This is a genomic window from Mesorhizobium sp. M1A.T.Ca.IN.004.03.1.1 (assembly GCF_003997555.1).
Lineage (GTDB): Bacteria > Pseudomonadota > Alphaproteobacteria > Rhizobiales > Rhizobiaceae > Mesorhizobium.
This window is the reverse complement of sequence record NZ_RZTV01000010.1, coordinates 109,180-135,028: the sequence shown is the minus strand read 5'-3', so window position 1 is coordinate 135,028 and position 25,849 is coordinate 109,180. Positions and strand designations below refer to the sequence as shown.

Annotated in this window: 27 protein-coding genes; 17 read left to right on the top strand and 10 right to left on the bottom strand. The window is 62.0% G+C overall.

Annotated features, from left to right (window positions below; genetic code table 11):
- Positions 1-41: 41 nt before the first annotated feature.
- Positions 42-1,862: an extracellular solute-binding protein gene (locus EOD29_RS25290; protein WP_127248243.1), complete on the bottom strand. Its 1,821-nt coding sequence runs from the start codon at positions 1,860-1,862 to the stop codon at positions 42-44.
- Positions 1,863-2,146: 284 nt separating this feature from the next.
- Here EOD29_RS25290 and EOD29_RS25285 point away from each other — a divergent pair, with 284 nt between their 5' ends.
- Positions 2,147-2,776: an invasion associated locus B family protein gene (locus EOD29_RS25285; protein ID WP_095777677.1), complete on the top strand. Its 630-nt coding sequence runs from the start codon at positions 2,147-2,149 to the stop codon at positions 2,774-2,776.
- A gap of 73 nt (positions 2,777-2,849) precedes the next feature.
- Here EOD29_RS25285 and hspQ read toward each other — a convergent pair whose 3' ends face one another.
- On the bottom strand, positions 2,850-3,173 hold the full coding sequence (hspQ, locus tag EOD29_RS25280) for a heat shock protein HspQ (RefSeq protein ID WP_066989816.1): 324 nt from the start codon (positions 3,171-3,173) through the stop codon (positions 2,850-2,852).
- 225 nt (positions 3,174-3,398) lie between these two features.
- Positions 3,399-4,610 carry a UbiH/UbiF family hydroxylase gene (locus EOD29_RS25275; protein ID WP_245322432.1) on the bottom strand — a complete coding sequence of 404 codons (1,212 nt, stop codon included), beginning with the start codon at positions 4,608-4,610 and terminating at the stop codon, positions 3,399-3,401.
- A gap of 98 nt (positions 4,611-4,708) precedes the next feature.
- On the opposite strand from EOD29_RS25275, the gene EOD29_RS25270 reads away from it, so the two are divergent.
- The 8 genes from EOD29_RS25270 (at position 4,709) to EOD29_RS25235 (ending at position 12,997) form a co-directional block, all read left to right on the top strand.
- Complete coding sequence (locus EOD29_RS25270; protein WP_095825409.1) at positions 4,709-5,596, top strand: DUF2182 domain-containing protein; 888 nt, start codon at positions 4,709-4,711, stop codon at positions 5,594-5,596.
- An 11-nt stretch (positions 5,597-5,607) separates the two neighbouring features.
- Positions 5,608-6,222 (top strand): DUF1326 domain-containing protein, encoded by a 615-nt coding sequence (locus tag EOD29_RS25265; protein ID WP_066989810.1) that lies wholly within the window; start codon positions 5,608-5,610, stop codon positions 6,220-6,222.
- On the top strand, positions 6,219-7,037 hold the full coding sequence (gene pcsA / locus EOD29_RS25260) for a phosphatidylcholine synthase (RefSeq protein ID WP_066989933.1): 819 nt from the start codon (positions 6,219-6,221) through the stop codon (positions 7,035-7,037). The genes EOD29_RS25265 and pcsA overlap by 4 nt, the downstream gene beginning before the upstream one ends.
- A 41-nt stretch (positions 7,038-7,078) precedes the next feature.
- Positions 7,079-8,056 carry a quinone oxidoreductase gene (locus EOD29_RS25255; protein WP_127248242.1) on the top strand — a complete coding sequence of 326 codons (978 nt, stop codon included), beginning with the start codon at positions 7,079-7,081 and terminating at the stop codon, positions 8,054-8,056.
- 215 nt (positions 8,057-8,271) lie between these two features.
- Positions 8,272-9,849, top strand: a complete 1,578-nt coding sequence (locus EOD29_RS25250; RefSeq protein WP_164763833.1) for an ABC transporter ATP-binding protein — start codon at positions 8,272-8,274, stop codon at positions 9,847-9,849.
- Positions 9,846-10,958: an ABC transporter permease gene (locus tag EOD29_RS25245; RefSeq protein ID WP_127248240.1), complete on the top strand. Its 1,113-nt coding sequence runs from the start codon at positions 9,846-9,848 to the stop codon at positions 10,956-10,958. Before EOD29_RS25250 ends, EOD29_RS25245 begins: the two co-directional genes overlap by 4 nt.
- A complete protein-coding gene (locus EOD29_RS25240; protein ID WP_127248239.1) occupies positions 10,958-11,878 on the top strand; it encodes an ABC transporter permease in 921 nt (306 codons plus the stop codon). Before EOD29_RS25245 ends, EOD29_RS25240 begins: the two co-directional genes overlap by 1 nt.
- A 51-nt stretch (positions 11,879-11,929) precedes the next feature.
- Complete coding sequence (locus EOD29_RS25235; protein WP_066989795.1) at positions 11,930-12,997, top strand: BMP family ABC transporter substrate-binding protein; 1,068 nt, start codon at positions 11,930-11,932, stop codon at positions 12,995-12,997.
- A 70-nt stretch (positions 12,998-13,067) separates the two neighbouring features.
- Here EOD29_RS25235 and rimO read toward each other — a convergent pair whose 3' ends face one another.
- The 5 genes from rimO to EOD29_RS25215 form a co-directional block, all read right to left on the bottom strand.
- A complete protein-coding gene (gene rimO, locus EOD29_RS25230) occupies positions 13,068-14,381 on the bottom strand; it encodes a 30S ribosomal protein S12 methylthiotransferase RimO (RefSeq protein WP_127248238.1) in 1,314 nt (437 codons plus the stop codon).
- A 139-nt stretch (positions 14,382-14,520) separates the two neighbouring features.
- Positions 14,521-15,180 (bottom strand): TerC family protein, encoded by a 660-nt coding sequence (locus EOD29_RS25225; protein WP_067320072.1) that lies wholly within the window; start codon positions 15,178-15,180, stop codon positions 14,521-14,523.
- A 276-nt stretch (positions 15,181-15,456) separates the two neighbouring features.
- Entirely contained in the window at positions 15,457-15,864 is a 408-nt protein-coding gene (locus EOD29_RS25220; protein WP_066989790.1) for a DUF930 domain-containing protein, read from the bottom strand.
- Between the two features lie 822 nt (positions 15,865-16,686).
- Positions 16,687-16,845, bottom strand: a complete 159-nt coding sequence (locus EOD29_RS36065) for a hypothetical protein (RefSeq protein ID WP_164748299.1) — start codon at positions 16,843-16,845, stop codon at positions 16,687-16,689.
- Positions 16,846-17,506: 661 nt separating this feature from the next.
- Positions 17,507-17,905, bottom strand: coding sequence for a hypothetical protein (locus tag EOD29_RS25215; RefSeq protein ID WP_127216839.1), 399 nt, complete (start codon positions 17,903-17,905; stop codon positions 17,507-17,509).
- Positions 17,906-18,214: 309 nt separating this feature from the next.
- Here EOD29_RS25215 and EOD29_RS25210 point away from each other — a divergent pair, with 309 nt between their 5' ends.
- From EOD29_RS25210 to EOD29_RS25195, 3 genes are all read left to right on the top strand, one after another.
- Positions 18,215-19,510, top strand: coding sequence for a site-specific integrase (locus tag EOD29_RS25210; RefSeq protein WP_127248237.1), 1,296 nt, complete (start codon positions 18,215-18,217; stop codon positions 19,508-19,510).
- A 543-nt stretch (positions 19,511-20,053) separates the two neighbouring features.
- Positions 20,054-20,524 carry a terminase small subunit protein gene (locus EOD29_RS25200; RefSeq protein WP_127248235.1) on the top strand — a complete coding sequence of 157 codons (471 nt, stop codon included), beginning with the start codon at positions 20,054-20,056 and terminating at the stop codon, positions 20,522-20,524.
- Complete coding sequence (locus EOD29_RS25195) at positions 20,499-21,929, top strand: hypothetical protein (RefSeq protein ID WP_127248234.1); 1,431 nt, start codon at positions 20,499-20,501, stop codon at positions 21,927-21,929. Before EOD29_RS25200 ends, EOD29_RS25195 begins: the two co-directional genes overlap by 26 nt.
- Positions 21,930-22,034: 105 nt before the next feature.
- Here EOD29_RS25195 and EOD29_RS25190 read toward each other — a convergent pair whose 3' ends face one another.
- Complete coding sequence (locus tag EOD29_RS25190) at positions 22,035-22,718, bottom strand: outer membrane protein (protein WP_127248233.1); 684 nt, start codon at positions 22,716-22,718, stop codon at positions 22,035-22,037.
- A 220-nt stretch (positions 22,719-22,938) separates the two neighbouring features.
- On the opposite strand from EOD29_RS25190, the gene EOD29_RS36060 reads away from it, so the two are divergent.
- Entirely contained in the window at positions 22,939-24,174 is a 1,236-nt protein-coding gene (locus EOD29_RS36060; protein ID WP_164763832.1) for a hypothetical protein, read from the top strand.
- Here the strand turns inward: EOD29_RS36060 and EOD29_RS25180 are convergent.
- Positions 24,171-24,386, bottom strand: a complete 216-nt coding sequence (locus EOD29_RS25180; protein ID WP_127248232.1) for a hypothetical protein — start codon at positions 24,384-24,386, stop codon at positions 24,171-24,173. The genes EOD29_RS36060 and EOD29_RS25180 overlap by 4 nt on opposite strands.
- Before the next feature lie 124 nt (positions 24,387-24,510).
- On the opposite strand from EOD29_RS25180, the gene EOD29_RS25175 reads away from it, so the two are divergent.
- From EOD29_RS25175 to EOD29_RS25160, 4 genes are read left to right on the top strand one after another with little or no spacing between them, the layout of a single operon-like run.
- The gene (locus EOD29_RS25175; RefSeq protein ID WP_127248231.1) at positions 24,511-25,164 is read left to right on the top strand and encodes a glycosyl hydrolase 108 family protein; all 654 of its coding nucleotides are present in this window, start codon (positions 24,511-24,513) and stop codon (positions 25,162-25,164) included.
- Positions 25,165-25,166: 2 nt separating this feature from the next.
- Positions 25,167-25,379, top strand: coding sequence for a hypothetical protein (locus EOD29_RS25170; protein WP_127248230.1), 213 nt, complete (start codon positions 25,167-25,169; stop codon positions 25,377-25,379).
- 1 nt (position 25,380) lies between these two features.
- Entirely contained in the window at positions 25,381-25,626 is a 246-nt protein-coding gene (locus tag EOD29_RS25165; RefSeq protein ID WP_127248229.1) for an ABC transporter permease, read from the top strand.
- Positions 25,611-25,802 carry a hypothetical protein gene (locus EOD29_RS25160; RefSeq protein WP_127248228.1) on the top strand — a complete coding sequence of 64 codons (192 nt, stop codon included), beginning with the start codon at positions 25,611-25,613 and terminating at the stop codon, positions 25,800-25,802. Before EOD29_RS25165 ends, EOD29_RS25160 begins: the two co-directional genes overlap by 16 nt.
- Positions 25,803-25,849 lie beyond the last annotated feature (47 nt).

Sequence of the window (25,849 nt, the reverse complement as noted above, 5' to 3'; positions counted from 1 at the left end):
GCTCGTCTCCTTGCTTGGTCCGTGTCAGGCGGGGGATCGCGTCAGTTGGGCTTTCGCCACCATGTCGGCAGCTGATAGCCGAATATGGGCGTCTTTTGCGGATGTTCCAGGTAGCTCCAGTAAGCCAGCCACTGCTGCGTGTTGTATTGCATGGGCACCATGTAGTTGCCCGATATCAGCAGCCGATCGAGAACGCGCACCGCGGCGACATAGTCTTCCTTCGTGCGCGCATTCAACATCGCGTTGATCGCCGCGTCGACCGCGGGATCGGCGACGCCGGCCAGGTTGAATGAACCCTCCTGCTTGGCGGCGACGGATCCCCAGCGTCCCACCTGCTCGCTGCCGGGCGAGAGCGAATTGTTGAAACCGCTTGTGCCGATCAGTACCTCGAAGTCGAAGCGCTGCTTGCGCGACTGGATTTGATCGCCGTCGAGGCCGCGGATGGTTACATCGATGCCGATCTTCTCCAGCGTGCGCTGATAGAGAGCCGCAAGCCGCTCCTCGTCCTGCGATGACGTCATGATCTCGAAGCCGAAGGGATTGCCTTCAGGGTCGAGCATCCGGCCGTCCTCTACGTGATAGCCAGCGCTTTTCAGGAGCTCGAAAGCCGCTCGCAGCACCTTGCGGTCCTGGCCGGAGCCGTCGGTGACCGGCGGCCGCCAGGTTCCGTCCATCACCTCGGCAGGGACGCGGCCGGGGTAGGGGGCAAGCAGCGCCTTCTCCCGCTCGTCGGCGGGATGGCCGAGCGCGGACAATTCCGAGTTCTGCCAGAAGCTCATGGTTCGATTGAACTTGCCGGCGAACAGGTTTTTGTTGGCCCATTCGAAGTCGTAGAGCATGCCGAGCGCACGCCGCACGACCGGATTGGAAAACTTCGGCAGCCTGGTGTTGAACAGGAAGCCCGTCACCACCGGCGGAATACCGGTGTCGAAATATTCCTGCTTCACATCACCCTTGCGAAAGGCCGGGAAGTCGATATCGCGGTCGCGCTTGACCGGATCGGTCTCGTCGTCGAGGGCACAGATGCCTTTCTTGAACGCTTCCGTCTTGGCGTTGGCGTTGAGGAAATACTCGATGGTGATCTGGTCGAAATTGTCGAAGCCGCGCTTCGATGGGATGTCCTTGCCCCAATAATTGGGATTGCGCTTGAACACGATGCGCTGTCCAGGCTGCACCTTGTCCACGGTATAGGGGCCGCTGCCGGTCAGCGGCTTCAGCGTGGTCTTGTCGAAAGTCTCCTTGTCGAAGGCGTGCTTGGGGATGATCGGCGTCAGCGCGACGATCAGCGGAAATTCGCGATTGGCCTTTTCGTTGAAGGTGAACTTCACGCTGTGGTCGCCGGTCTTCTCCAGCCTGGCAATCATGCTCATGCGATCGCTGTAAGGCGGGCGGCCCTTGTCCTTGAAGACATCGTAGGTGAACAGCACGTCCTCCGGCGTCACAGGCTGGCCGTCCGACCATTTGGCCTTGGGATTGAGGTGGAACTCGATGCTCTTGCGACCCGGGTCCATGTCGGCGCTGTCGGCGAGCAGGCCGTAGAGGCTGAAGGGCTCGTTGTAGTTGCGCTGCATCAACGGCTCGAAGACCAGGTTGCCGTAGACCGTGTCGATCATGCCGCGCGCGGTGGTGCGCAGGCTTTTCAGGATGAAGGGGTTGAGATTGTCGAAACTGCCGACGACGCAATAGGTGACGCTGCCGCCCTTCGGCGCATCGGGATTGACGTAGTCGAAATGCGTATAGTCCGCAGGCAGCGCCGGCTCGCCCTGCATGGCGATGCCGTGCTTCGGTTCCGACAAAGCCGGAAGCAGCGAGAGGGCCAGAAACGAGGTCGCGGCGATCAGCCGAACGAGAACGCGGTCCATGACCGTCTCCTTGCCGGGCAGCTTGGTGATTCGACATGCACCCTAGAGCATTTCGCTCCCCGATTGAATCGGCGCACGCCGGTCGCTTGGTTCAGTCGGCGCATCGCCGATGGAGGTTCGTCCAGGGCAGGAGAAGCGGCAAGAAAACGCGGAAACCGGGCTGGATTCGGCGCCGCTGGCAGTGTAACACGCGCTCCGAAGTCATGCTGTTGCCTCATTTGGGCAACACGTAGCGGGACCACACGGCAGAAAGAAGCCGGTCCCCGGGATCATTTGAGAGGAAAGTGCACCATATGACGAGCAACGCGTATCGCCTTTCGGTGCTGGCCGCAGGCGTGGTCGGCGTTCTGGGCGCCGGGCTTTTCACCGCTTCCGCCCAGCAGCCGCCGCAGATTCCGCAGGGCTGGTTCAAGGCCTGCACCAAGCAGGAAGACGTCGACATCTGCAACGTGCAGAACATCGTCACCGCCGGCAATGGCCAGCTCGTCACCGGCGTCAGCCTGATCGAGCTCAAGGGCAAAGTGAACCGTAAGGTGTTCCAGGTGACGGTGCCGACCGGCCGTCTCGTTCCTCCGGGCATCGGCCTGCAGATCGATTCCGGCAAGGCGCAGAAGCTCGACTATGTGATCTGCTTTCCGGATCGCTGCGTGGCCGAAGTGCCGCTGACCGACCAGCTTGTCGCGTCCTTCAAGAAGGGCCAGCAGATCACGCTCACCTCGGTCAATTTCCAGAACCAGCCGAACCCGATCAAGGTTGCGCTGACGGGCTTTAGCGGCGCCTATGACGGCCCGCCGCTGCAGCAGTCGGACATCGAGGACCGCCAAAAGAAGCTGCAGGACTTCGTCGCCAAGAACAACCAGGACTTCGCCAAGAAGCTCAAGGAAGAGCAGGACAAGGCGAAGACCGCCAACTGATTGTTGGAGCGTTTCTCAAGCATGCAAGAAGCGGGGCAGGCGCCCCGCTTTTTTGTTGTCGCTTGTCCAGCCGTCAGTGTTTCGAGTGACCTTTCGGCTCGTAGCGCCCGTCGGGCAGCTTGTCGAACATCTCGCCGATCTGCGGGTGGCGCACCGGCTCGCCCGACCGGTCCTCGAGCAGGTTCTGCTCGGATACATAAGCGATGTACTCTGTCTCGGAGTTCTCGGCGAGAAGGTGATAGAAAGGCTGGTCCTTGCTTGGACGCATGTCCGCCGGGATCGCTTCATACCATTCTTCGGTGTTGGCGAATTGCGGATCGACGTCGAAGATCACGCCACGGAACGGAAACAGCCGGTGGCGAACAACTTGTCCGATCGCGAATTTGGCCGTCTTCATCGCACTCACCACTTCGGTCCCGAGGCGCCGCAGCGGCTTGCGCGCACAGGGCGCCTAAGGTCTTGAATCTACACGTCACGCGCTCAAAAATCGACCCCGACTTTCGGCTTGGTACGATTTGGCGCAGACGTTGCTCCAATGCAATGCTTTACCGACGCCCTGGCCACCAAGCTACCTATCGGCAGGCGCAATGCTCGGCCGAAAGCGGTAGTTTGCAAATGTGCCTCAGCGCGCGGCCTGTTTCCTGAAGCCGCCGGCGAGCGCCCGAAAACCGCTTCCCGGCCGCAGGCCTTCGCGCATGAAGAAGGCGCGCAGCGGCGCGAAGCTGCCCAGCACGTTGAGGCCGGCGCTGCGCGCAAGCTGCGCCGGGAGCATGTCGGACAGCAGTGACATGTTGAGCAAGTTCACCGCACTGCTGCGCGCCAGGATGTCCGGACGGCGCCGCGTGTCGTAGGCGGCAAGGCTCAGCCTCGACCCGGGATCGTCGCGATTTTCGCTGGCGATTCCAATTAGATCGTCGATATCCCTGATGCCGAGATTGAGGCCTTGTGCCCCGATCGGCGGGAAGACATGAGCAGCCTCGCCGACAAGCGCCACACGGTTTTGCGCGAACCGACCAGGCGAGGCCGCCGAAAGCGGGTAGACTTGGCGGCCGGGCTCGACCGAGACCCGGCCGAGCATGGACTGCATTTGCTCTTCGACCCGAACAGACAGCATGGCATCGTCGAGCGCGGCCAGTTCCTGTGCCGTTTCCGGCTTCACCACCCAGACGAGACTGGAGCGCTTGCCCGGCAGCGGCACCTGCGTGAACGGCCCGGTCTCGGTATGGAATTCAGTTGAGATGAAGCCATGCTCGCTGCGATGGCTGAAATTGAGAACGAGCGCCGACTGAGGATAGGGTCGGGCGGAGGCCCTGATGCCGGCGGCCTCGCGCGCCGGCGACAGGCGCCCGTCGGCGGCAACCGCCAGCGATGCCGAGACCTCACTGCCATCGGCGAGGCTCGCATGTGCGTGGTCGGCGTCGAGCCGCCAGGCATCGACCATCGACTTTCGCCACTCAATGCCGGGATTTGCGGCGACCTTCTTGGCAAGCACCGGGATCAGGATTTTGTTCGGCAGGTTGAGCCCGAACTGCTCCTCGCCGATTTCGCTGGCGCGGAAGGTGACGGTCGGGCTGCGGATCAGCCGGCGCGTTGCGTCGACGATGCGCATCATTTTCAGCGGCGCCGCCTGCGGTCTGAGTTCGTCCAGCACACCCAGCCGGTCGAGCACCTTGAGAGCAGGGTTCATAAGGGCGGTGGTGCGGCCATCGCCGCCGGCGGCCTCGGGGCCAGCCAACGTTACGGCAAAGCCTGCCTCGGCAAAGCCGAGTGTCGCGATCAGGCCGGCCGGGCCGCTGCCGGCGATCAATATGCGAACTTTGTCACTCTGCTCCACGCCAGGCTTCCATGTTGATGGCGGCCCGTCGGCCTGCATGCGGTATAGGGCAGATCGGCGGGCTTGATCAACGCGGCGATTCGGCCCATTCGATTGGCATGAGCGCCCAGGAGCACGATTTCCGCCATCTCGACCGCGCCGGCCGCGCCACGGCGGGACTGGCGCGCAGCCCCCGCCTTGCCGTGATGCTCACTATCGGTGCGGGCGTCGTGCTTGCCTGGTGGATCCTCGCTGCCATGGCTATTCGCGGCGCCGAAAGCCGCGTTGCCGGCGGCGCTCCGGGCGATGCGCTGCTGAAGAACCTGCCGCCATTGCCGCTGCCGGATTTCCTCGACCGGTTCTTCGCTTTGTGCCTTGCGCCGGCGCCGCTTTCAGGCTCGTTGGCGGCGTCGGCGCTCGTCCTGATGTGGTTCGTAATGGCGGTGGCGACGATGCTGCCCTCGGCGGCGCCGATGATCCGCACCTATTGCGAGATTGCCGATACCGCTCGGATCAAGGGAGAGCCCGTCGCCCATCCGCTGGTTCTGGTGATGGGATTTCTCGCGACTTGGCTTGCCGCCTCAGTGGCGTTCGCCGCGCTGACGCTCATAATCTATGGCTTTGTCGCCGCGGGACAGGTGCTCGATCCTGTCGTCGGGGTTGCCGGGGCCGCCGCCTTGGCGATTGCCGGCCTCTATCAGTTCAGCGGCTTGAAGCAGGCGTGCCTCAAGAGGTGCCGCAACCCGTTCTCGATCCTGTTCGCCAACTGGAGCGCGAAGCCGGGGCGTGTCTTTCGCATGGGGGTGGAGCAGGGCGTCTGGTGTCTCGGCTGTTGCTGGGCGCTGATGCTGGTCATGTTCGCCGTGGGCGCGATGAACATCTTCTGGATGGCGCTGATCAGCCTGTTCGCTCTGATCGAAAAACAGACCGCGGGCAGGGTGGCCGGCCAGGTTTCCGGTGCGATACTGCTTGTGTGGGCCGCCGCCCTGCTATTAGTTTCCGCGTGAGGGAGATTTCGATGGCCGATCAGAGCTGGGCGATGAAGGGAGAGCTGGTACTCTCCTGCAATTGCACGGTTTTCTGCCCCTGCGTTCTGTCGCTCGGCAGCCATCCGCCGACCGAAGGCTATTGCCAGACGTGGGCCGGGTTCCGCATCGACGCCGGCCATTTCGGCGAGGTCGATCTTTCCGGCCTTAATCTTGGTCTGGTCATGGAAATCCCGGGCTATATGAGCCGCGGCAACTGGAGCGCCGGCCTGTTCATCGACAAGCGCGCCTCCATCTATGCCGTGAAGGCCCTGACAAAAATCTTCACCGGCAAGGCGGGCGGGACCACTTCGCTACTGTCGATTCTTGTTGGAAACTTCCTTGGCGTGGAACAGGTGCCGATCACCTATGAGACGCGTGATAGGACGCGCGTTTTCCAGATACCGCGGATTATCGACGGCGCGGTGACGCCGATACCCGGCAAGGACCGCGACAAAGACACCGTCATTACCAATTCCGAATACTGGATCGCACCGGAAATCATCGTGGCGAAGTCGGACAAGAGCAAGATGCGCGCCTTCGGCCGCAATTGGAATTTCGCCGGCCGTTCGGCCGAGATATGCAAGCTGGATTGGCGAGGCCCGTGAGCAAGAACACAGCGGCCCGGAATGCGGCCAAGAAAATCGCGGAGCGGATTCCGCGGCCGAAGAAGAAAGTGACGTGGCCGCAGGCGCGGGCTTTTTCCGTGCACCTGCTGACTGCGTCCGGCTCGTTCCTCGCCTTCCTGTCGCTGGTGGCGGCGAGCGAGGGACGTTGGACGGCAATGTTCTGGTGGCTCGGGCTGGCGCTCTTCGTCGACGGCATCGACGGCCCGATCGCCAGGAAGCTCGAAGTCAAGGAGATCCTGCCGACATGGTCGGGCGAGCTCCTCGACAACATCATCGACTACGTGACCTACGTGCTTATTCCGGCCTTCGCGCTCTACCAGCGCGGCTTGATGGGCGAGAACCTGTCGTTCCTGTCGGCGGCGATCATCGTCGTCTCCAGCGCGATCTACTACGCCGACACCGGCATGAAGACGAAGGAGAACTTCTTCAAGGGGTTCCCGGTCGTCTGGAACATGGTGGTGTTCACGCTCTTTGTCATCGAGCCGGGGCAGTGGGTTTCCTTCGCCGTGGTCGTGGTCGCCGGTATTCTCACCTTCCTGCCGATCAACTTCATCCACCCGGTACGGGTGGTGCGGCTCAGGCCGATCAATCTCGGCATGACGCTGTTATGGTGCGCCTTCGGCGCGCTTGCATTGGCACAGGCCGCACTTGCCTCGTTCTATGACAAGATCGGGGTTCTGAGCGAGCAGGTCAGCATCTTCACCAAGGCCGGCATTACGGTTACCGGGCTCTATCTCGCCTGCATCGGCGGCATCATGCAGATGTTCCCCAATCTTGGCGCCAGGAAATCCTGACTCGATATCCAGCTTCCGTCCTTTTCCGAGAAAGTTGAGCAATGTCCAAAGCGATCCGCATTCACGCCCATGGCGGACCCGAGGTCCTGACCTATGAGGAAGCAGATCCCGGCCAGCCGGGCGCCGGGCAGATTCTGATCAGGCATACCGCGATCGGGCTCAACTTCATCGACATCTACCATCGCTCGGGCCTCTACCCGCCGCCCGGCGGCTTTCCGCTGGTCCCGGGCGGCGAGGCGGCGGGCGTGGTGCTGGCCGTTGGCGCCGGCGTCGACTGGCTGCAGCCCGGCGATCGCATCGCCTATGCAGTCAATGTCGGCGCCTATTCGGAAGAACGCGTGATCGCCGCCGACCGCGTGGTAAAGGTGCCGGACGGCATCAGCGACGAGCAGGCGGCGGCCATGATGCTGAAAGGCATGACGGCCGAATATCTGCTGCGCCGCACCTTTAAGGTGAAGGCGGGCGACACGATCCTCTACCATGCCGCGGCAGGCGGTGTCGGCCTGATCCTGGGCCAATGGGCAAAGCATCTCGGCGCGACGGTGATCGGCACGGCGAGCTCCGTCGGCAAGGTCGAGCTCGCCAAGGCACATGGCTTCGACCATGTCATCAATTACAAGGAGCAGGATTTCGTCGCCGGCGTCGCTGCCATTACCGGCGGCAAAAAGTGCGACGTCGTCTATGATTCCGTCGGCAACGACACTTTTCCCGCTTCGCTCGACTGCCTGAGGCCGCTTGGCATGTTTGTCAGCTTCGGCCAGTCGTCCGGGCCGATCCCGCCTTTCCCGATGTCGCTTCTGGCGCAGAAAGGCTCGCTCTACGCGACCCGCCCGACAATCTTCGTCTACAACGCCAAACGCGAGGACCTTGTGGCCTCGGCGCAAGCGCTGTTCGAGGTAGTGCTGAGCGGCGCCGTCGAGGTTAAGATCAACCAGCGCTACGCGCTGAAGGACGCGGCACAAGCGCAGTCCGATCTCGAGGGCCGCAAGACGACGGGCACAACCATCCTCATCCCCTAACCCGGCTGCCTTGTTTTTCAGCGCCTTGCCGCGCCTCAAGGCAGTGGTTTCCCCGACAAGCTTACTGGTTTCCCTCTTGCCCTGAACAGGCCTATCTTACCCCTTGAGTTTCCGCTGGAATTCTTGAAGCTCTTTCAAGTTGCGTGCCGCTTTCCGACCGAAGCCGGCCGCGCATACGATACCAGCGGGAACACAGAACATATCCGGGTAACTGGATGGGAGGCACTGTGAGTGCAAATCATGACAGGGCGAACCTGCTGGAGGTTCGTGGCCTTACGAAGATTTTCGGCACGCTGACGGCGTGCAACCATATCGACCTCAACATCGCGAAGGGCGAGATCCACGCCCTGCTCGGCGAGAACGGCGCCGGCAAGTCGACGCTGGTGAAGATGCTGTTCGGCTCGCTGGAACCGAATTCGGGTGAAATTTTCTGGAATGGCCAAGCCGTCAGGATCACCAGCCCCGGCCTCGCCAAGAAGCTCGGCATCGGCATGGTGTTCCAGCATTTCTCGCTGTTCGAAGCGCTGACGGCGGCCGAGAACATCGCGCTTTCGCTGAACGACGGCTCGCCGATCAGCGCGATTGCCGCGAAGGCGCGGGCGCTCTCCTACAGCTACGGCCTGCCGCTCGATCCGGAATCGCTGGTCGGCGATCTTTCCGTCGGCGAGCGCCAGCGCATCGAGATCATCCGTTGCCTCTTACAGACGCCCCAACTCATCATCCTCGACGAGCCGACTTCGGTGCTGACGCCTCAGGAAGCCGACAAGCTGTTCGAAACGCTGGAGCGGCTTCGCGCCGAAGGCAAGTCGATCCTTTACATCTCGCACCGGCTGGAAGAGGTCAAACGCATCTGCGATCGCGCCACGGTGCTGCGCCACGGCAAGGTGGTCGGCCACTGCAACCCGCGCCAGGAGACGGCCGCGTCGCTCGCCCGCATGATGGTCGGCAATGAGGTCAAGGCAGTGGTGCGCGCGCCGGCCGAGGGCATCGAGACCGCGCCGGCGTTGCTGGAGATCCGCGGGCTTACCCGCAAGCCGGCGACGCCGTTCGCCATTCCGCTCAAGAACATCAATCTTTCGGTGCGCGCCGGCGAGGTGATCGGCATCGCCGGTGTCGCCGGCAACGGCCAGGGCGAGTTTTTCGAATCCGTCTCCGGCGAGGTGCTGCAGTTGGATCCCGGTTCCGTGCGGATCCGCGGCAAGGATGCGGGCGGCGTGTCGATCACCGGCCGGCGGCTGATGGGCGCCGCCTTCGTGCCGGAGGAACGGCTCGGTCACGGCGCGGCGCCGCGGATGAAGCTTTCGGAGAACCTTTTGCTGTCGCGCCATGCCACCGACGGCAAGTCCTTCGTCGGCTCCGGCGGCATGGTCAGGAACGCTTCCGTCTACAGCGCCGCCCAGCGCATCATTGCCGCGATGGACGTGCGCAAGAGCGCTCCCGATCCGGAGGCCGCGGCGCTGTCCGGCGGCAATCTGCAGAAGTTCATCGTCGGCCGCGAGCTCGACCGCAAGCCGAGCGTGATGGTCGTCAACCAGCCGACCTGGGGCGTCGACGCCGGTGCCGCCGCCCATATCCGCCAGGCGCTGATCGAGCTTGCCCGCAGCGGCTCGGCGGTTCTGGTCATCAGCCAGGACCTCGACGAATTGTTCGAGCTGTCGGACGCGATCGCGGTCATGCACAACGGCGAATTGTCCGCGCCGCTGCCGATCGCCGAAGCCACCTTCGAGAGGATTGGCCTGTTGATGGGCGGCGCCGAGCCCGGCCACGCCGAACACAGCATGGAGACGGCATGATGCGCCTCGAACTGGTCAAACGCCCGCAGCGCTCGGCGCTGTTTTCGGTGCTCTCGCCCTTCATCGCCTTCGCGCTGACGATGATTGCCGGCGCCATCATGTTCGCGTTGCTCGGCGTCAATCCGCTCAATGCGTTCAATGTCTACTTTGTTCAGCCGATCAGCGAGGTCTGGCAACTGCATGAACTGGCCATCAAGGCGGCGCCGCTGATCCTGATCGCCGTCGGCCTGTCGGTTTGCTACAAGGCCAACATCTGGAACATCGGCGCCGAAGGTCAGTTCATTCTGGGCGGCATCTTCGGCTCGATCATCCCGGTGCTGTTCCCCGAATTCGAAGGTCCGCTGGTGCTGCCGCTGATGCTCTTGCTCGGCATGGTCGGCGGCGCCCTCTATGCGGCCATCCCTGCGCTGCTGAAAACCCGCTTCAGCACCAACGAGATCCTGACCAGCCTGATGCTGGTCTATGTGGCGCAGCTCTTCCTCGACTGGCTGGTGCGCGGACCGTGGCGCGACCCGCAGGGCCACGGCTTCCCGCAGACCATCCAGTTCGGCGACTCGGCCGTCCTGCCGGAATTGATGCCGGATGCCGGCCGCGCCAATTGGGGCTTCGTCTTCGCGCTGGTCGCCGCTGTCACGGTCTGGCTGATGATGAGCCGCATGCTGAAAGGTTTCGAGGTCCGCGTGCTGGGCTCGAGCCCGAGGGCAGGGCGTTTCGCCGGCTTCGGCCTCAGCAAGATGGTCTTCTTTACTTTCCTGCTGTCCGGCGCATTGGCTGGGCTTGCCGGTATCTCGGAAGTCTCGGGCGCCATCGGCCAGCTACAGCCGGTGATCTCGCCCGGCTATGGCTTCACCGCCATCATCGTCGCCTTCCTCGGGCGGCTCAATCCGCTCGGCATCGTCGCGGCAGGCCTGGTGCTGGCGCTGACCTATCTCGGCGGAGAGGCGGTGCAGAGCGCGCTCGGCATCTCCGACAAGGTGGCGCGCGTGTTCCAGGGCATGCTTTTGTTCTTCGTGCTCGGCTGCGACACGCTCATTCATTATCGCATTCGTCTGATCGGCTTTGCCGCGCCACAACTCGAGGCCGCGCCCAAGCTGGAGGAGGCACGCTGATGGACATCACCGTCAACATCCTTTTGACCATCGCGACCGCGGCGACGCCGCTCTTGATCGCGGCGATCGGCGAGCTGGTGGTGGAACGCTCCGGCGTGCTCAATCTCGGCGTCGAGGGCATGATGATCATGGGCGCCGTCGGCGGCTTCGGCGCGGGCTATCTTACCGGATCTCCCTGGATCGGGCTGCTTGCCGCAATCGTCGTCGGCGCGCTGTTTTCGCTGCTCTTCGCCGTCATGACGCTTTCCCTGGCGACCAACCAGGTGGCGACCGGCCTGTCGCTTACGCTGCTCGGGCTTGGCCTCTCCGGCATGATCGGCACCAGCTTCGTCGGCCAGCCTGGCGTCAGGCTGCCGAACCTCGACATCCCCGGCCTGAACTCGATACCGGTCGTCGGCAAGCTGATCTTCGGCCAGGATCCGTTGTTCTACGTCTCGATCGGACTCACCGCCGCCGTGATGTGGTTTCTGTTCAGGACGCGCACTGGCCTCACGCTGCGCTCGATCGGCGACAGCCACGCGTCGGCGCATGCGCTCGGCATCAAGGTCATCCGCTACCGTTACCTCGCCGTGATCTTCGGCGGCGCTTGCGCCGGGCTTGCCGGCGGCCACCTGTCGCTCGTCTACACGCCGCAATGGGTCGAGAACATGAGCGCGGGACGCGGCTGGATCGCGCTGGCGCTGGTGGTCTTTGCGTCCTGGCGTCCGTGGCGGGTGCTGGCCGGCGCTTACATCTTCGGCGCGGTGTGGATCGGCCAGCTTCATGCACAGGCTTTCGGCATTCCTGTGCCCTCGCAGTTTCTTTCTTCGCTGCCCTATCTGGCAACCATCGTGGTTCTCGTTCTAATCTCGCGGAACAAGCGGCTGACGATGATGAACACGCCGGCTTCGTTGGGGCAGCCATTTGTTCCGGATCGTTGACGACAACAAAAAGACGGGAAGCCCCAGGGCTTAACTCAGAGAGGTAACACGATGAAGAAACTGCTTATTGCGCTGATGACCACGGCCGCGGCCCTGTCGCTGGCGGCAACCGCCGAGGCGGCCGACAAGCTGAAGGCATGCTGGGTTTACACGGGGCCGATCGGCGACTTCGGCTATTCCTATCAGCACGACCAGGGTCGCCTCGAGGTGGAGAAAGCGCTCGGCGACAAGGTCGAGACCGCCTATCTCGAGAACGTCTCGGAAGGCCCGGACGCCGACCGCGCCTTTGAGCGCCTGGCGCGCGAGAAATGCAAGATCATCTTCGGCACATCGTTCGGCTTCATGGACGCCGAGGTTAAGGTCGCCAAGAAGTTCCCGAAGGTGATGTTCGAGCACGCCACCGGCTACAAGACGGGCGACAATCTCGGCATTTACAACGCGCGCTTCTATGAAGGCCGCTATGTGCTCGGCCAGATCGCGGCCAAGGAATCGAAGAAGGGTCTTGCCGGCTACATCGTCTCCTTCCCGATCCCGGAAGTGGTGATGGGCATCAACTCCTTCATGCTCGGCGCGCAGTCGATCAATCCGGACTTCAAGGTGAAGATCGTGTGGGTCAATACCTGGTTCGATCCGGGCAAGGAAGCCGACGCCGCCAAGGCGCTGTTCGACCAGGGCGCCGACATCATCGTCCAGCACACCGACTCGACCGCCCCCTTGCAGGTCGCCGAGGAGCGGAAGCTGCATGGGTTCGGCCAGTCGTCGGACATGATCAAATTCGCGCCGAACGCGCAGCTGACCTCGCTCACCGACGAGTGGGGCCCGTATTACATCAGCCGCGTGCAGGCTGCCCTCGACGGCACCTGGAAGCCGGACAATGTGTGGCTTGGCATCAAGGATGGCGCCGTCAAGCTCGCGCCCTTCACCAACATGCCTGACGACGTGAAGGCAATGGCGGAGGCGACCACCAAGAAGATCGCCGATGGCTGGAACCCCTTCACCGGCCCGGTGGCGAAGCAGGACGGCTCGCCCTGGCTGAAGGACGGCGAGGTCGCCGACGACGCCACGCTGCTCGGCATGAATTTCTACGTCAAGGGCATCGACGACAAGCTGCCGCAGTAAACAGCAGCCTGGCATCAAAACAAAAAGGGCGCCCCACCGGCGCCCTTTCATTTTCAGCCAATCCCGCTTGTCAAACGGCCGAGCCGTAGAGATCGTAGGCGTCGGCGCGCTCGACCTTGACCGTGACGATCTCACCGGCGCGCAGCGGCCGACGCGACTGGATATGCACGGAGCCGTCGATCTCGGGGGCGTCATATTTGGTGCGGCCCTTGGCCGAGGTGCCATGCGCCTCGTCGATCAGCACCGGCAGCCGCTTGCCGACCTTCCTGGCCAGCTGCGTCGCCGAGATCTTCTGCTGGCGCTGCATGAAGCGGTGCCAGCGGGCTTCCTTGATCTCCTGCGGCACTTGTTCCAGGCCGAGGTCGTTGGAGCGCGCGCCCTTGACCGGCTCATATTTGAAGCAGCCGGCACGATCGATCTTCGCCTCGTCCAGCCAGTCGAGCAGCATCTGGAAGTCGTCTTCCGTCTCGCCGGGGAAACCGACGATGAAGGTTGAGCGGATGGCGAGATCCGGGCAGACCTCGCGCCAACCGCGGATCCGCTCCAGCGTCTTTTCGCCATGAGCGGGACGGCGCATGTTCTTCAGCACCTGCGGCGAGGCGTGCTGGAAGGGGATGTCCAGATAGGGAAGGATCTTTCCCTCGGCCATCAGCGGAATGACGTCGGCAACATGCGGGTAGGGGTACACATAGTGCATGCGAACCCAGATGCCGAGCTTGCCGAGCTCCTCTGCAAGGTCGAGGAACTTCGCTCGCACCTCGCGGTCGCCGAACATGCTCGTCTGGTATTTGATGTCGATGCCATAGGCGCTGGTGTCCTGCGAGATGACGAGGATCTCCTTGACGCCGGCCTTGGCGAGCTTTTCGGCCTCGCGCAACACGTCGGCCGCCGGCCGCGAGACGAGATCGCCGCGCAGCGCCGGGATGATGCAGAAGGTGCAGCGATTGTTGCAGCCTTCGGAAATCTTCAGATAGGCGTAATGCCGCGGCGTCAGCTTCACGCCCTGGGGCGGCAGAAGATCGATGTAGGGATCATGGCTGGGGGGAGCCGCCTCATGCACCGCCGCCATCACGCTCTCATAGGCCTGCGGGCCGGTGATCGCCAGCACATTGGGATGCTTCTCGCGAATGACTTCCGGCTCGGCGCCGAGGCAGCCGGTGACGATGACGCGACCGTTTTCGGAAAGGGCGGAGCCGATGGCGTCGAGCGACTCGTCGCGCGCGGTGTCGAGAAAGCCGCATGTGTTGACGACAACGAGGTCGGCGCCATCATGCTTGCGGGCGATCTCGTAGCCTTCAGCGCGGAGCCGCGTGATGATGCGCTCGGAATCGACGAGCGCCTTCGGGCATCCAAGGCTGACGAAACTGACACGAGGGGCAGACATAAGCTTTTCCAGGTTTTTCGGGATCGGCGGCGCCATACCACACTAATTGCGGCATTGGTATGGGCTGGTCCTTGTTGCGGCAAAACGGAATGCGAGGCCAGATCAGTGGCCGGCCAAAGCCCGCGTCAGGTGGCGGCAGTCAGCTCACCGCGTTGTTGACATGCGGCCAGATTTCCATCGTGCCCCTGTAGACCATGTCTAGCGCGACATAGAGGATGATCAGCAGGCCGATATAGGCAATCCAACGGTAACGGTGCAGCAGCCGCGCAATGAAGCTGGCGGCAAGGCCCATCAAGCCGATCGACAGCACGAGGCCGACGATCAGCACCCAGAAATGATCACGCGCGGCGCCGGCGACGGCCAGCACGTTGTCCAGCGACATCGACACGTCTGCGACGACGATCTGCAGCGCCGCCTGGCCAAGCGTCTTGCGCGGCGCCTTGCCGGCAACCGCCTTGTCGCTGTCGAGATCGGAATTGGCGAGCGCCTCCGTCGCCTCGTGCTCGTCGGCATGGGAGGTGCGCAGCTCGCGATACATCTTCCAGCATACCCATAACAGCAGGATGCCACCGGCGAGCAACAGTCCGACGATTGCAAGCAGCTTGACGGTAACCGCCGCGAACAGGATGCGCAGCACCGTCGCTGCCACCACGCCGATCAGAATGGCCTTTTTGCGCTGCTCCGTCGGCAGGCCGGCGGCCGCCAGTCCAATGACGATGGCATTGTCGCCCGCAAGCACCAGGTCGATCGCGATGACCTGGACAAGGGCAGTCAGGCTTGCGGCGCTGAAAATATCCATCGTCTGGAGCCTTCCTGTTTGCGAAATGTCGATCTTCGAGTGTTCTAACGCCGGAGCGATTCACCGATTGATGCGATCGCGTTCTAAGTCTTTGTTTTCACGCAATTCCGGCGGGAAAAACGGCTGCGCGCCTTTCCTGGAATTGCTCTACGTGCATGGTTCCTGCACGTCAAGAGAACTCACGAAACAAGCGGTTGCCGCTCGTCTGGTTCCATTGGGTTCAAATGAGTTTGCACTCGAAAGGCCGATTTGCGCGCAACCGACCGTGGCAGTCGGTCAATCGTAAAGATTGTATTTTGCCCAGTCGGTTTCCGGGATCTCGTCACCGATCTTGTAGAGCAACTGCAGCACCTGCATGTGGTCGGGCGCAGTCTGGCACTTGAACTTCAGCCGGAACCATTGACCCTTGCTGCGAAAGGCGGCGCCGGGGCTCCTGATCGCGTCGGCGCTCATCTGGGGCGTGGCGAAGGCATAGGCCACCACACGGTCGGCCTTGAATTTGCGATCGTCGTGGCTGATCCGGTCGAGCACCTCGGCGTCGCAACGCTGTTCGAGACGAGTCTGCGGATCGAGTTTCAGCAGGCCGGCACGAAGTGCGTTGTCCATCGCCTTGGCCGGCCAGGCCAGCGCCAGAGGCGCCAGAACCATCAGGCAGAGCTTTTTCATGGGCGCGACAAGCAGCATATTCTGTCTGAGAAATCAACCAAACGCACGCGCTTGTGACATGGGTGCCGGCTCGGCCAGGCCAGCCATGCGGCACAAGCCAATCTCGGGCTTCGGCGACTGGGCTATTGCCATTGTTCCAGGGTCCGCGATGAAACGATCTCCGCTGCCGAAGAACTGTCAAGAACCTGTCAGACTTGGGTCGTATAGAGCAGGGACTGTAGAGCCTCTTTTTCTCTTCGTCGGGCGGCAGTATTGTGCTTTCAAAGTGCTGGAGCACAATCCTGCCCGGTTTCGCAGGCTCAGCCGCCGAACAGATTTGCGTTGGTATACTAAAACGAAGAACCGTCAGTGATGAGGTTTACCTGCTTATCGGATCCGTGTGACCAATGGATGGTCTATGATGTATTTTTCGACCTTCCGGCGGAATTGTCGGGCCGACTGCTGCTTGGATTAACGCAAAAGGGCGCAGAGCATTTAACTGAGCAAGCGAACATTAAAACTGTGTCGACCTGCCTGACGATGGAAACCGGCCCCGGTGGGAAGGCCGTTAGCCGGAAAGCACTTTACCAAAAATGTTTCGCTGCAGGGTAGCGCTATAGGTTCCGTGGTTTGCAAGATGATCCCATACGGAGAAACAGGCCGTGAGTGCGGCCAGAGCAAGAATCATGCGCATTGGAACTCCCCACGGCGCCCGAAAACGTCCAATGGTAAGTTCGTGTCAGATTGGAGGCTATTGCTAATATAGTGGGTGACCCTACACCGATCGCGGTATGCTACAGCAAGCGGATAGCAGGGCGAGCTACGCGGACTTTGCGCAGCCGCCGGCACTTTCCTGGTGACTTAGCGAGCGATAGCTAGTCCGATACCGATGCCAACCCCCACGGCGACCCCTAAAAAGAGCTTGCTGGCGAAGTCCAGGGCGAACGCGCGCACAGCGGTATAAATATCTGTTCGGGGCTGCCTGACAGCAGCCGCAAGGTCATCGAACATCGCTTCCATAGGTTGCCACCCGCGATTTCTTCGACCTGCAAGACTAGATCAGTTCTGGTGAGATGGGAATCCTCCGATCCATCAAAATTTAACGATCACGAAAGCTCGTTGGTAGGCACGTGTGGTAACGGTTGATTCAACCATCGCTGGTATAAAGCAAAGTCAGGTGGCGGCCCCGACAGAGGGCGGGGGGTGCTGGGCCTGCCGGAGCCGCCGGCGCGGGAGTGGGCGCTACCCGCGCTGTCCCAGAATAGGACAGCGCGGGTCTACAATTAGTTAAAGCTAATAGAATTTTGCCGGCGTGCCGCCGCTTTGTGTCGGCTGTCCTCCAGCGGTGTGTCCGCTGCCCGCCCGGCAACGTGCGGCTGAGGGGCGCAAGCCGCCGACCGTGAGGTCATGAGTCTGGTGCGCTCCTGAGATCGGTGTTCTCCACTGGACAAGAAACCTTGACGCCATTGCCTGACGCCGGGCGGCCCGGCAGGCTGGCGGGGTAGGCCAGCAAACGCCGGGCCTGACCGGTGGGCTCGGGGGCGAGACACAGCACCGGCTGCCGATAAACATACGCTTGTGCTGATGTGGCCGGTACATATCAAGAAGTTGATGGCGTAGTAGCCTAAAGGGGCTCAGCGCACGAAAGGACGCGGCAGAGCCGCCAACCTGCCGGAGCCAGCTAGTGAAGCTTGCCCCTCGGAGGCTTGGCGGTCAGCCACTTCAATTTGACGCTGTTAAGCTCTTGTTCGAGCTCCAGCGCGAGCCGGACGATGGGGTCCGGAATGGAAATCGCGTCTCTCCCGCCCTCTGCCACCTGCGTCTTCGCCGAAAGCTCCGAGACTACTTTGGATCCGGCCGATTTCGACAGCAGTCGGGACAGGTGCTCCCGCTGCAAAGCGTGAACCTCTTCCAACAGGCTCAGGAACCTCAACGCATCCACTGTCGGCAGCCTGTTGGTTCTCAAGCGGGCAATCCGCTCGTGCTGACGCGCAATGTGCCGCTCGCCATGTCGAACATGACGCTGCGCCATGCTGATGTGGTCTTCGAGAGACATGGCGCACAACGCGAAAACAGGCATCTCGTTCCTTCGCCAGGATCTTGCAGCACAATCGGATGGGCACGAGACGCACCAAGGCTCGCCGGAACCAATAAAGCACGATGGGACAGATAGCCGTCTACAGCGAAACGGTGGCCATGCAGGAGATGATATGCGGATTCGGTTGGGAATTGTGGCGGAGGGAGTGTCCGCCTAAACTCAGTTTGCTGACGTTTGTTGGCATACCCGCAAGGCGTTGAATCTCTTGGGAATCTTCGCTTTTCCGTTTGGCGATGTCCGCTGCAATCCGCTAGAATCACCGCATCGAATTATGAACGGGATTATGAACGGATGGCGCGAGCCCTTAACAAACTTTCCGATACCGCGATCCGTGTGAAGGAGCTTTCCCCTGGTCGGTATGGCGACGGGGGCGGGCTATATCTCCACGTCTCGCCAACCGGCAATAAGTCGTGGGTGTTCGTCGGCATCAAGGACGGTAAGAGAATGGAGCGCGGGTTGGGCTCCTACCCTAAGCCGGTCTCGCTGGCGGCAGCTCGGGAGAAGGCAACAGAATGCCGGCGTCTTCTGAAGGCTGGTCTGGACCCGGCGCATGTTGAAGCGGACGATGCGGTCGAGGCTTCGGGACCAACGTTTGCTGAATGTGCGACGGACCTGATTGCGGAAGTCGGGAAGGGATGGGCGAACGCTAAGCACAAGGCCCAATGGGAAATGACCCTGGGCGATACCTACTGCAAGGACATCCGTCCGAAGCGGGTGTCGGAAGTCAGCACGGCCGATATCCTCGCTATCCTCAAGCCGATCTGGCTAAAGAAGCCGGAAACTGCGCAGCGGCTTCGGGGGAGGATAGAGCGTGTGCTCGATGCCGCTAAGGCGGCCGGCCATCGAACCGGCGAAAACCCGGCTATGTGGCGAGGGCACCTTCAGCACCTCCTGGCGAAGCCTGGGAAGCTGACGCGCGGCCATCACGCCGCAATGCCCTATGAGCAAGTGCCTGCCTTCGTGACATCGCTGCGCGAGACGGACGGCTTATCGGCGCTGGCCTTGGAGTATCTGATTTTGACGGCCGCTCGCTCCGGGGAAGTCCTGGGCATGGTCTGGCCGGAACTGGATCTGGACGCGAAGGTCTGGACAGTGCCGGCGGCTCGCATGAAGGCCAAGGAGGTCCACCGTGTTCCGCTGCCGGATAGGGCTATGGCGATAGTCCGGTCTCTCTATGACTCGCGCACGTCTGACACGGGGTATGTCTTCCCGGGCGAAACCATTGCCGGCATCGAACGTGGGCTTTCTTCAATGGCGATGGCTATGACCATGCGGCGCCTCGAAGTTGGGCAGTATACAGTGCACGGCTTCCGCTCAGCCTTCAGGGATTGGGCCGGTGACCAAACGTCATTCCCCCGTGAAGTGGCCGAAGCCGCGCTCGCCCACAAAGTCGGCAATGCGGTGGAGCATGCCTATCGCCGATCCGACGCCCTGGAAAAGCGTCGCAAGCTGATGACTGCGTGCACGAGTCGCACGGCGGGCAATTCCCGGGGCACCATGCGCGGTATGTGCTCCACAGCGATGTGTCGATCGTTTCTGAGGAAACGGCGGCATGAGCGAAGGATCAGAAGAAACATCGGACGTTAGCGACGTTGCCGCCGCTGCCAGATGGTTGGCATCCGGCGGCGCCGACAGGGCCAAGGCAATCGTCCCGCAATTGCGCAAGCGGTTCGGGCTCAATGCCGCGGAAGCCGTACAGGCCATTCGTGAGAGCCACCTCGTTTTGGCGAGGGCCCACTAGATGCACATCGCCAACGCCGCCAAGGCGCGCTTCCGGGCCAACCGGACAGGAAAGATGAAAGTTGGGCGGTGCATCCTGGCTGAAAAGCCACGGCCGTCCGCGCCCTTTCAAGTGACCAGTTTGCGGCTCCGCGAGCTGGAACGCGTATTCGACCATCGCGGAAGAACTGAACGTCTCGATAAGTACGGTTGTCGAGTGCATCGCCAGGGCTAAGCGGCTGAAGGATCCGCGCGCTGACCGGCCATTTCGTCACCGGAAGATCCAGATCGCCGAAAAGCGTCGCCGAGAGATCAGGCGGCTGCTCGATGACGGCTACCGGCCGCGCGAGATTGCCAAGCGGCTAGGAGTTTCCAAGCGCCTCGTTCTAATCAGGATGAAGGAAGGCGGAAATGGCTAGACCAACGATCTACAGCGACGAGCTCGCCAATAGCATCTGCGAACAGATTGCCGAGGGCAAAAGCCTGCGGTCGATCTGCCTTGACGATGAGATGCCCGCGAAGTCGACGGTGTTTGCGTGGCTTGCTGATCCCGGCCGCGACGATTTTCGGACCAAGTACGCGCATGCGCGCGAGGCCCAGGCCGACGTCCTGGTCGACGAGATGACCGACATCGCCGACGACGGCAGCAACGACTGGATGGAACAGCGAAACAGCGACGGCACGGTCACCGGCTGGAAAGAGAACGGCGAAGTTTTGCGCCGATCGGCACTACGCATCAGCGCGCGCCAATGGATCGCTGAGAAGCTGCGGCCGAAGAAGTACGGCAGCAAGGTCGCCCTGACCGATGGCGATGGCGGTCCGCTGGTCGTGCAGGTGCTGAAGCTATCGGAATCCAATGCCGACAATCCAGCTTCCAAATAACGGCTGGCGGCCACGCTGGTATCAGCAGAACGCTTGGAACACATGGGAACGCGGCTGCAAACGCCAGCTCCTGTTCTGGCATCGCCGTGCCGGCAAGGACGAGATCAACCTGAACATGCATGCAGTGTCAGCGCATGAGCGGCCCGGCACCTATTGGCACATGCTGCCCGAGGCCGCACAGGCGCGCAAAGCGATCTGGAATGCGGTCAACCCTCATACTGGCAAGCGCCGACTGTTCGAGGCGTTCCCTGAAGCGCTGATCGAGAACATGAACGACAACGAGATGTTCGTTCGGTTCAAGGTCGGATCGACGTTCCAGGTAGTGGGCTCGGACAATTTCAACAGCCTGGTCGGCTCGCCGCCGGTAGGCATCACCTTTTCGGAATGGGCGCTCGCGAACCCCGCCGCATGGGCCTATCTGTCGCCGATCCTCGCTGAAAACGGCGGGTGGGCCTCCTTCATCACCACGCCGCGCGGCAACAATCACGCCAAGGGTATGCTCGATGTGGCGAAGAAGGATGCCTTCGACCGGGTGTCCAATCCGCTCGGCTGGTTCACCGAAGTTCTCACGGTCGACGACACGCAGGCGATCAGCGCCGACTCAATCGAGCGCCAGCGACGGGAATATACTGGCCTGTTCGGCAAGGAAGTCGCCGACCTGCTGATTGAACAGGAATTCTACTGCTCGTTCTCGGGCGCGCTGATTGGGTCTTATTGGGGTGCGGAAATCGCTCGGGCGGAACGAGCGTTTCGCATCGGCACTCCGTTCGAAATCGACCGCAATCACCCGGTGCACACGGCATGGGATTTGGGCAAGGCCTCGAACAATCCAATTTGGTGCTTCCAGGTCATCGACGGCGTGCCGCTTATCGTCGACTTCTACGTTCCCAACAGCGAAGACCTATCGGACTGGTGCAAGTGGCTCGACGAGCAGGGTTACCACGGCAACGACTACGTGCCGCACGATATCCTTCATCCGCAGTGGGGAACGAAGCGCACGCGCCTCGACACACTGAGGGACCACGGCCGCAAGCCGAAGATGGTCGGCATGGTCAGCCTGGCCGAGGGCAACAACGCCGGCCTACAGACGATCAAGCTGGCGCGCTTCAGAACCACCGAACGCGTGGCGGATGGCATCGAGGGACTGAAGGCCTACCGCCGCGAGTACGACGACGAGAAGAAGACGTTCCGCGACATCCCGGTCAAGAACTGGGCTGAGCATTACGCATCGGCATTCCGCTATCTCGGCCTCGCTTGGCGACAGGCAGTGGCGGAAGTGCAGAAGCCCCAGGGCGACAAGGGCGCCTATGTCGGCCAGAAGGACGGCACAATACGTAGCCAGCAGACCGTCAAGGAGGCGGTCGACGCAATGGTAAGGCGGAGGCGAGCTCGTGCGGGTATGTAGGCAGGGACTTGGTCGAGCAAGCATGGGTAGCTCCGGGCATGAAAAAAGCCGCCAGTGGCGGCTTTTTGCGTCGGGTATTCCGCAACGTGGCGCGGGCTATCGGAACTAGAAATGATAGTTGATGCCGATGCGAACGGTGTCGAAGTCGATGCGGTCAGTCGACGGATCCGGCGGATTGCTGGTCGCGAAGGACGGCCGGCCCAGGTCGACATGCAGATATTCGGCTTTGAACGATATCTGCTGGTTCATGGCCCATTCGACGCCGGCGCCGGCGGACCAGCCCCAGCGCGTATCGCTATAACTGCAAGTCCCAACAAAGCCGCAGGCGCCGAGATCGGCCGATCCCTTCACATGACCGACGGCAAAGCCGCCGGTGGCGTAGGGGAGAAAGTTCTCGAAGGCATAGCCGACCCGAGCGCGGCCGGTGCCGAACCAGTCGACCTTGGCGGTACAGCCCTCAATAAAGCACGGCGGCGAGAGAAAGCTGCTCACCACGCTTCCGTTCATGTCAGCGTAAGAGATGTCACCCTCGACGCCGAAAACGATCTGACCGCGCTGCCAGTTATAGCCTGCGGTCACACCGCCAACAAAACCGTTGGAATCGAAGTCGACCGAGTTTCCGGCGTAATGATAGGTGTCGGACTTCCAGCCGTAGCCGGCCACGCCGCCGATATAGGCACCCGACCAGTTGATGCCTTCAGCCGGAGCGACCGCCACCGCATCGGCGGCCATCGCGGACCCGGTCAACAAGGCCAGAAGGCCGGCAATTAAGATGGCAATCGAGCGCATTGAAAAACCCCAAGTGAAACCCGACTCCCAACGTATCAGCGACTGCCGATCGGTGATGTATCATTTGCGCAACATAAGCGGCTTTTCAGATCTGCCAATCTGGGACTGCGCAAGCGACGTCGGATGCTGAATGCGCAGCCAGAAGACGGCGCCCGACCAAGCGGCTTAGAATTTCGCGCGCTCGCCCCGATCATCCGCCAATCGATAGATTGGAGCAGCTATGCCGCGCGCTGGTGGTGTCTATTCAGCCCCTCCGGGCACCAAGGGCAGCCCAAACACGACGATCGAGAGCGCGAAGTACAACGCGCTGGTCGACGATCTGGTAGCGGACGCGAACGCAGCCCGACCTGTGACGGCCGGCGGCTCAGGATCGAGCACGGCGGTAGGTGGAGCGGACAATTTCAGCGCTGCCGGCGCGGACATGGCATCAGCCGCGACTGTCAACCTGGCAAACAGCACAGGTACGCTCGTCAACATCACAGGCACGGTCACGATCACCGCACTTGGCACGCTGCCCGCTGGCTCAGAGCGTGATCTGGTGTTTGCAGGTGTGCTGACGCTCACGCACAACGCAACATCTCTCATCTTGCCGGGTGGCGCGAACATCATCACGGCGGCCGGCGATGTGGCCCGCATGCGGTCGCTCGGCGGCGGCAACTGGAAATGTGTTGGCTACCAGCGGGCGGCGTCGGTGCCATACACCGACGATTCACCGACGCTCAATTCGCCTGCCATCGTTGGGGCCACCACGATCAGCGGCACCGCGGCCGGGCCGCTTCTTACGATCAGCACCACAGACGCCGGAGCCGGCACCGGTCCGAATATCGACCTTTACCGAAATTCAGCCTCTCCGGCGGCGGCCGATCTCATTTCGCAGATCCTGTTTTCCGGCCAGGATTCGGGAGCGAACAAGACCTCCTATGCCGAGATCACAGCGGCCATTGTCGATCCGACGAACGGCAGCGAAGATGGGCGTTTCTACATCGCCACGAACATTGCGGGGGTCTATGCGGTCCGGCTCTATTTCGGCGCCGGCATCTACACTGCGAACGCAACGGGGGGTGACAAAGGCGTCGATACCGTCAATGCCAAGGGCTATTATGTTGACGGAGCGCAGATACCGTTCTCCAAGGCATTCGAAAGCGCGCAAATCAACATCGTGACGAACACGACCGTTGCGCCGTTTCCCCACGGCCTCGGCGTCCAGCCGAAGCTGGTCACGGCGGCTCTCCAGTGCGTCGTGGCTGATACCGGATATTCCCCTGGCGACGAAGTGCCGATCAACGTCAATACAAACTCGTCCAGCGGCACTTCGGGCGGCATCAGCATGTACATGAACGGTCCGACAAATATCGGTCTTCGTATCGGTAACTCCATCAGCATCTGGGACAAGAACGGCGGAATTGCTGGTATCGGCCCTAGCAGCTGGAAACTGGTTGTGAGGGCTTGGGCCTAATCGGCCATGGCATCCAGCACGTCATTGCCAGCGAGAGAAGCTAATACTATCGGTTTATCAATGGGTACTTCGCTGACGGGGCAATCCGACGTCTCCTCTACCATGCTACGAGCATCGTGCTCACTGGCTGCGATGACAAGAGCGATGCCATCGCGCTCTTTGCTCCAAGTCAAAGGATCGCCAGAAGCAGAGCCAACCACAAATAGCTTCATCGTATCTTCCAGTCCGGCTCATTGAACTTCTCACCGAAAGCATTGCCGAGCAAGCAAGTCAAGCGGCTTACAGTTTCGCCGTACGCGCGCCCAGGATGGCGTCCGTCATTGAACGGAGCCGCCGATGGACCGAAACTTTGCGCGTTCGCTTGCTCTTGTCCTGAGGGCGGAGGGCGGCTGGTCGGATAAAGCTGCCGATCCCGGCGGTCCGACCATGAAGGGCGTGACGCTCGCCAACTTCCGCCGCTACGTGAAAGCGAATGCAACCAAGGCGGATCTCCGGGCGATTACCGACGACCAGGTGGCGACAGTGTACCGCCGATTTTACTGGGATGCGGTAGCAGGTGCCGAACTGCCCGACGGTGTCGACTATGCGGTTTTCGATTTCGCGGTGAACAGTGGGCCGGGCAGGGCAGCTAAATACCTTCAGGCGGCATGCGGTGCCAGCGTAGTGCAGGACGGCCGGATTGGCCCCGCAACGCTCGCGGCGGTGCGCGCCAAGCCGGCAGGCGTCCTGATCGACACTATCTGCGATGCCCGGCTGAAATTCCTCGAGCGTCTGCCGACCTGGCCGACCTTCGGGAAGGGCTGGCAGAAACGCGTTGTCACCGTGCGCGTTCAGGCCATGCTGATGACTGAGCCGGCAGTCGTACAGCCGGTGCCGGCTTCACCGGCCCCCGCCACACCGCCGCCTACACCCGCCGTCACGGCCAGGGAGCGCAATCCACTCTGGGCCGCGCTGTTCGCCATCTTCAAATGGATCTTCGGGAGGAAATGATCATGTGGGGCAAAATCCGTGCATGGTTCAAGGACTCCGAGACCATCGTCTGGGCTCGGGTTCAGATGCTCGGTGGTGCCGTGCTGACAGTTCTCAGCACGACCGACCCGAGCCTGTTCAACCAGTACATCCCCGACCGTTGGCTGCCGCTCTACATCGTGGGCTCTGGCATCCTGACGGAAGTGCTGCGGCGCGCCCGTGCAAAGGACATGTGAGATGGTCGAGGTCTTCACTGCTCTCCTCTCGCAGGTCGCGCCCTACGCCCTGGCCGTCGGAGGGACTCTAGTCGCCGCCATAGCGTGGGGATTTCATCAACGCCTTGCCGGCGCCAGGGCAGAGCGTCACCGGCAGCAGGTCGAAGAACTCGCGGCCCGCGATATTGCAGACCAGGTGCAGAACGACGTGGGTGCGCTGCCGGCCGATGCTGCCAGGAAGGAGCTGGGCACGTGGTCAAAGGGCTGATGCTCACGCTGCTGATTGCGCTCGCGGGCTGCGCCATGGCCAGGGGTGGCTTCTGCGCTACCTCCTCGGCAATTCGCCTTTCAGCCAGCGCGGTCGCCGCGCTGTCCGACACCGAGGTTAGGGCGATCCTTGCCCACAATCGTAAAGGTGCCGCCTTGTGCGGCTGGAGGCCTTGATGCACGACCTTCTAGACTTCCTCGGCATCAAGGCGCCCGTTCTCATT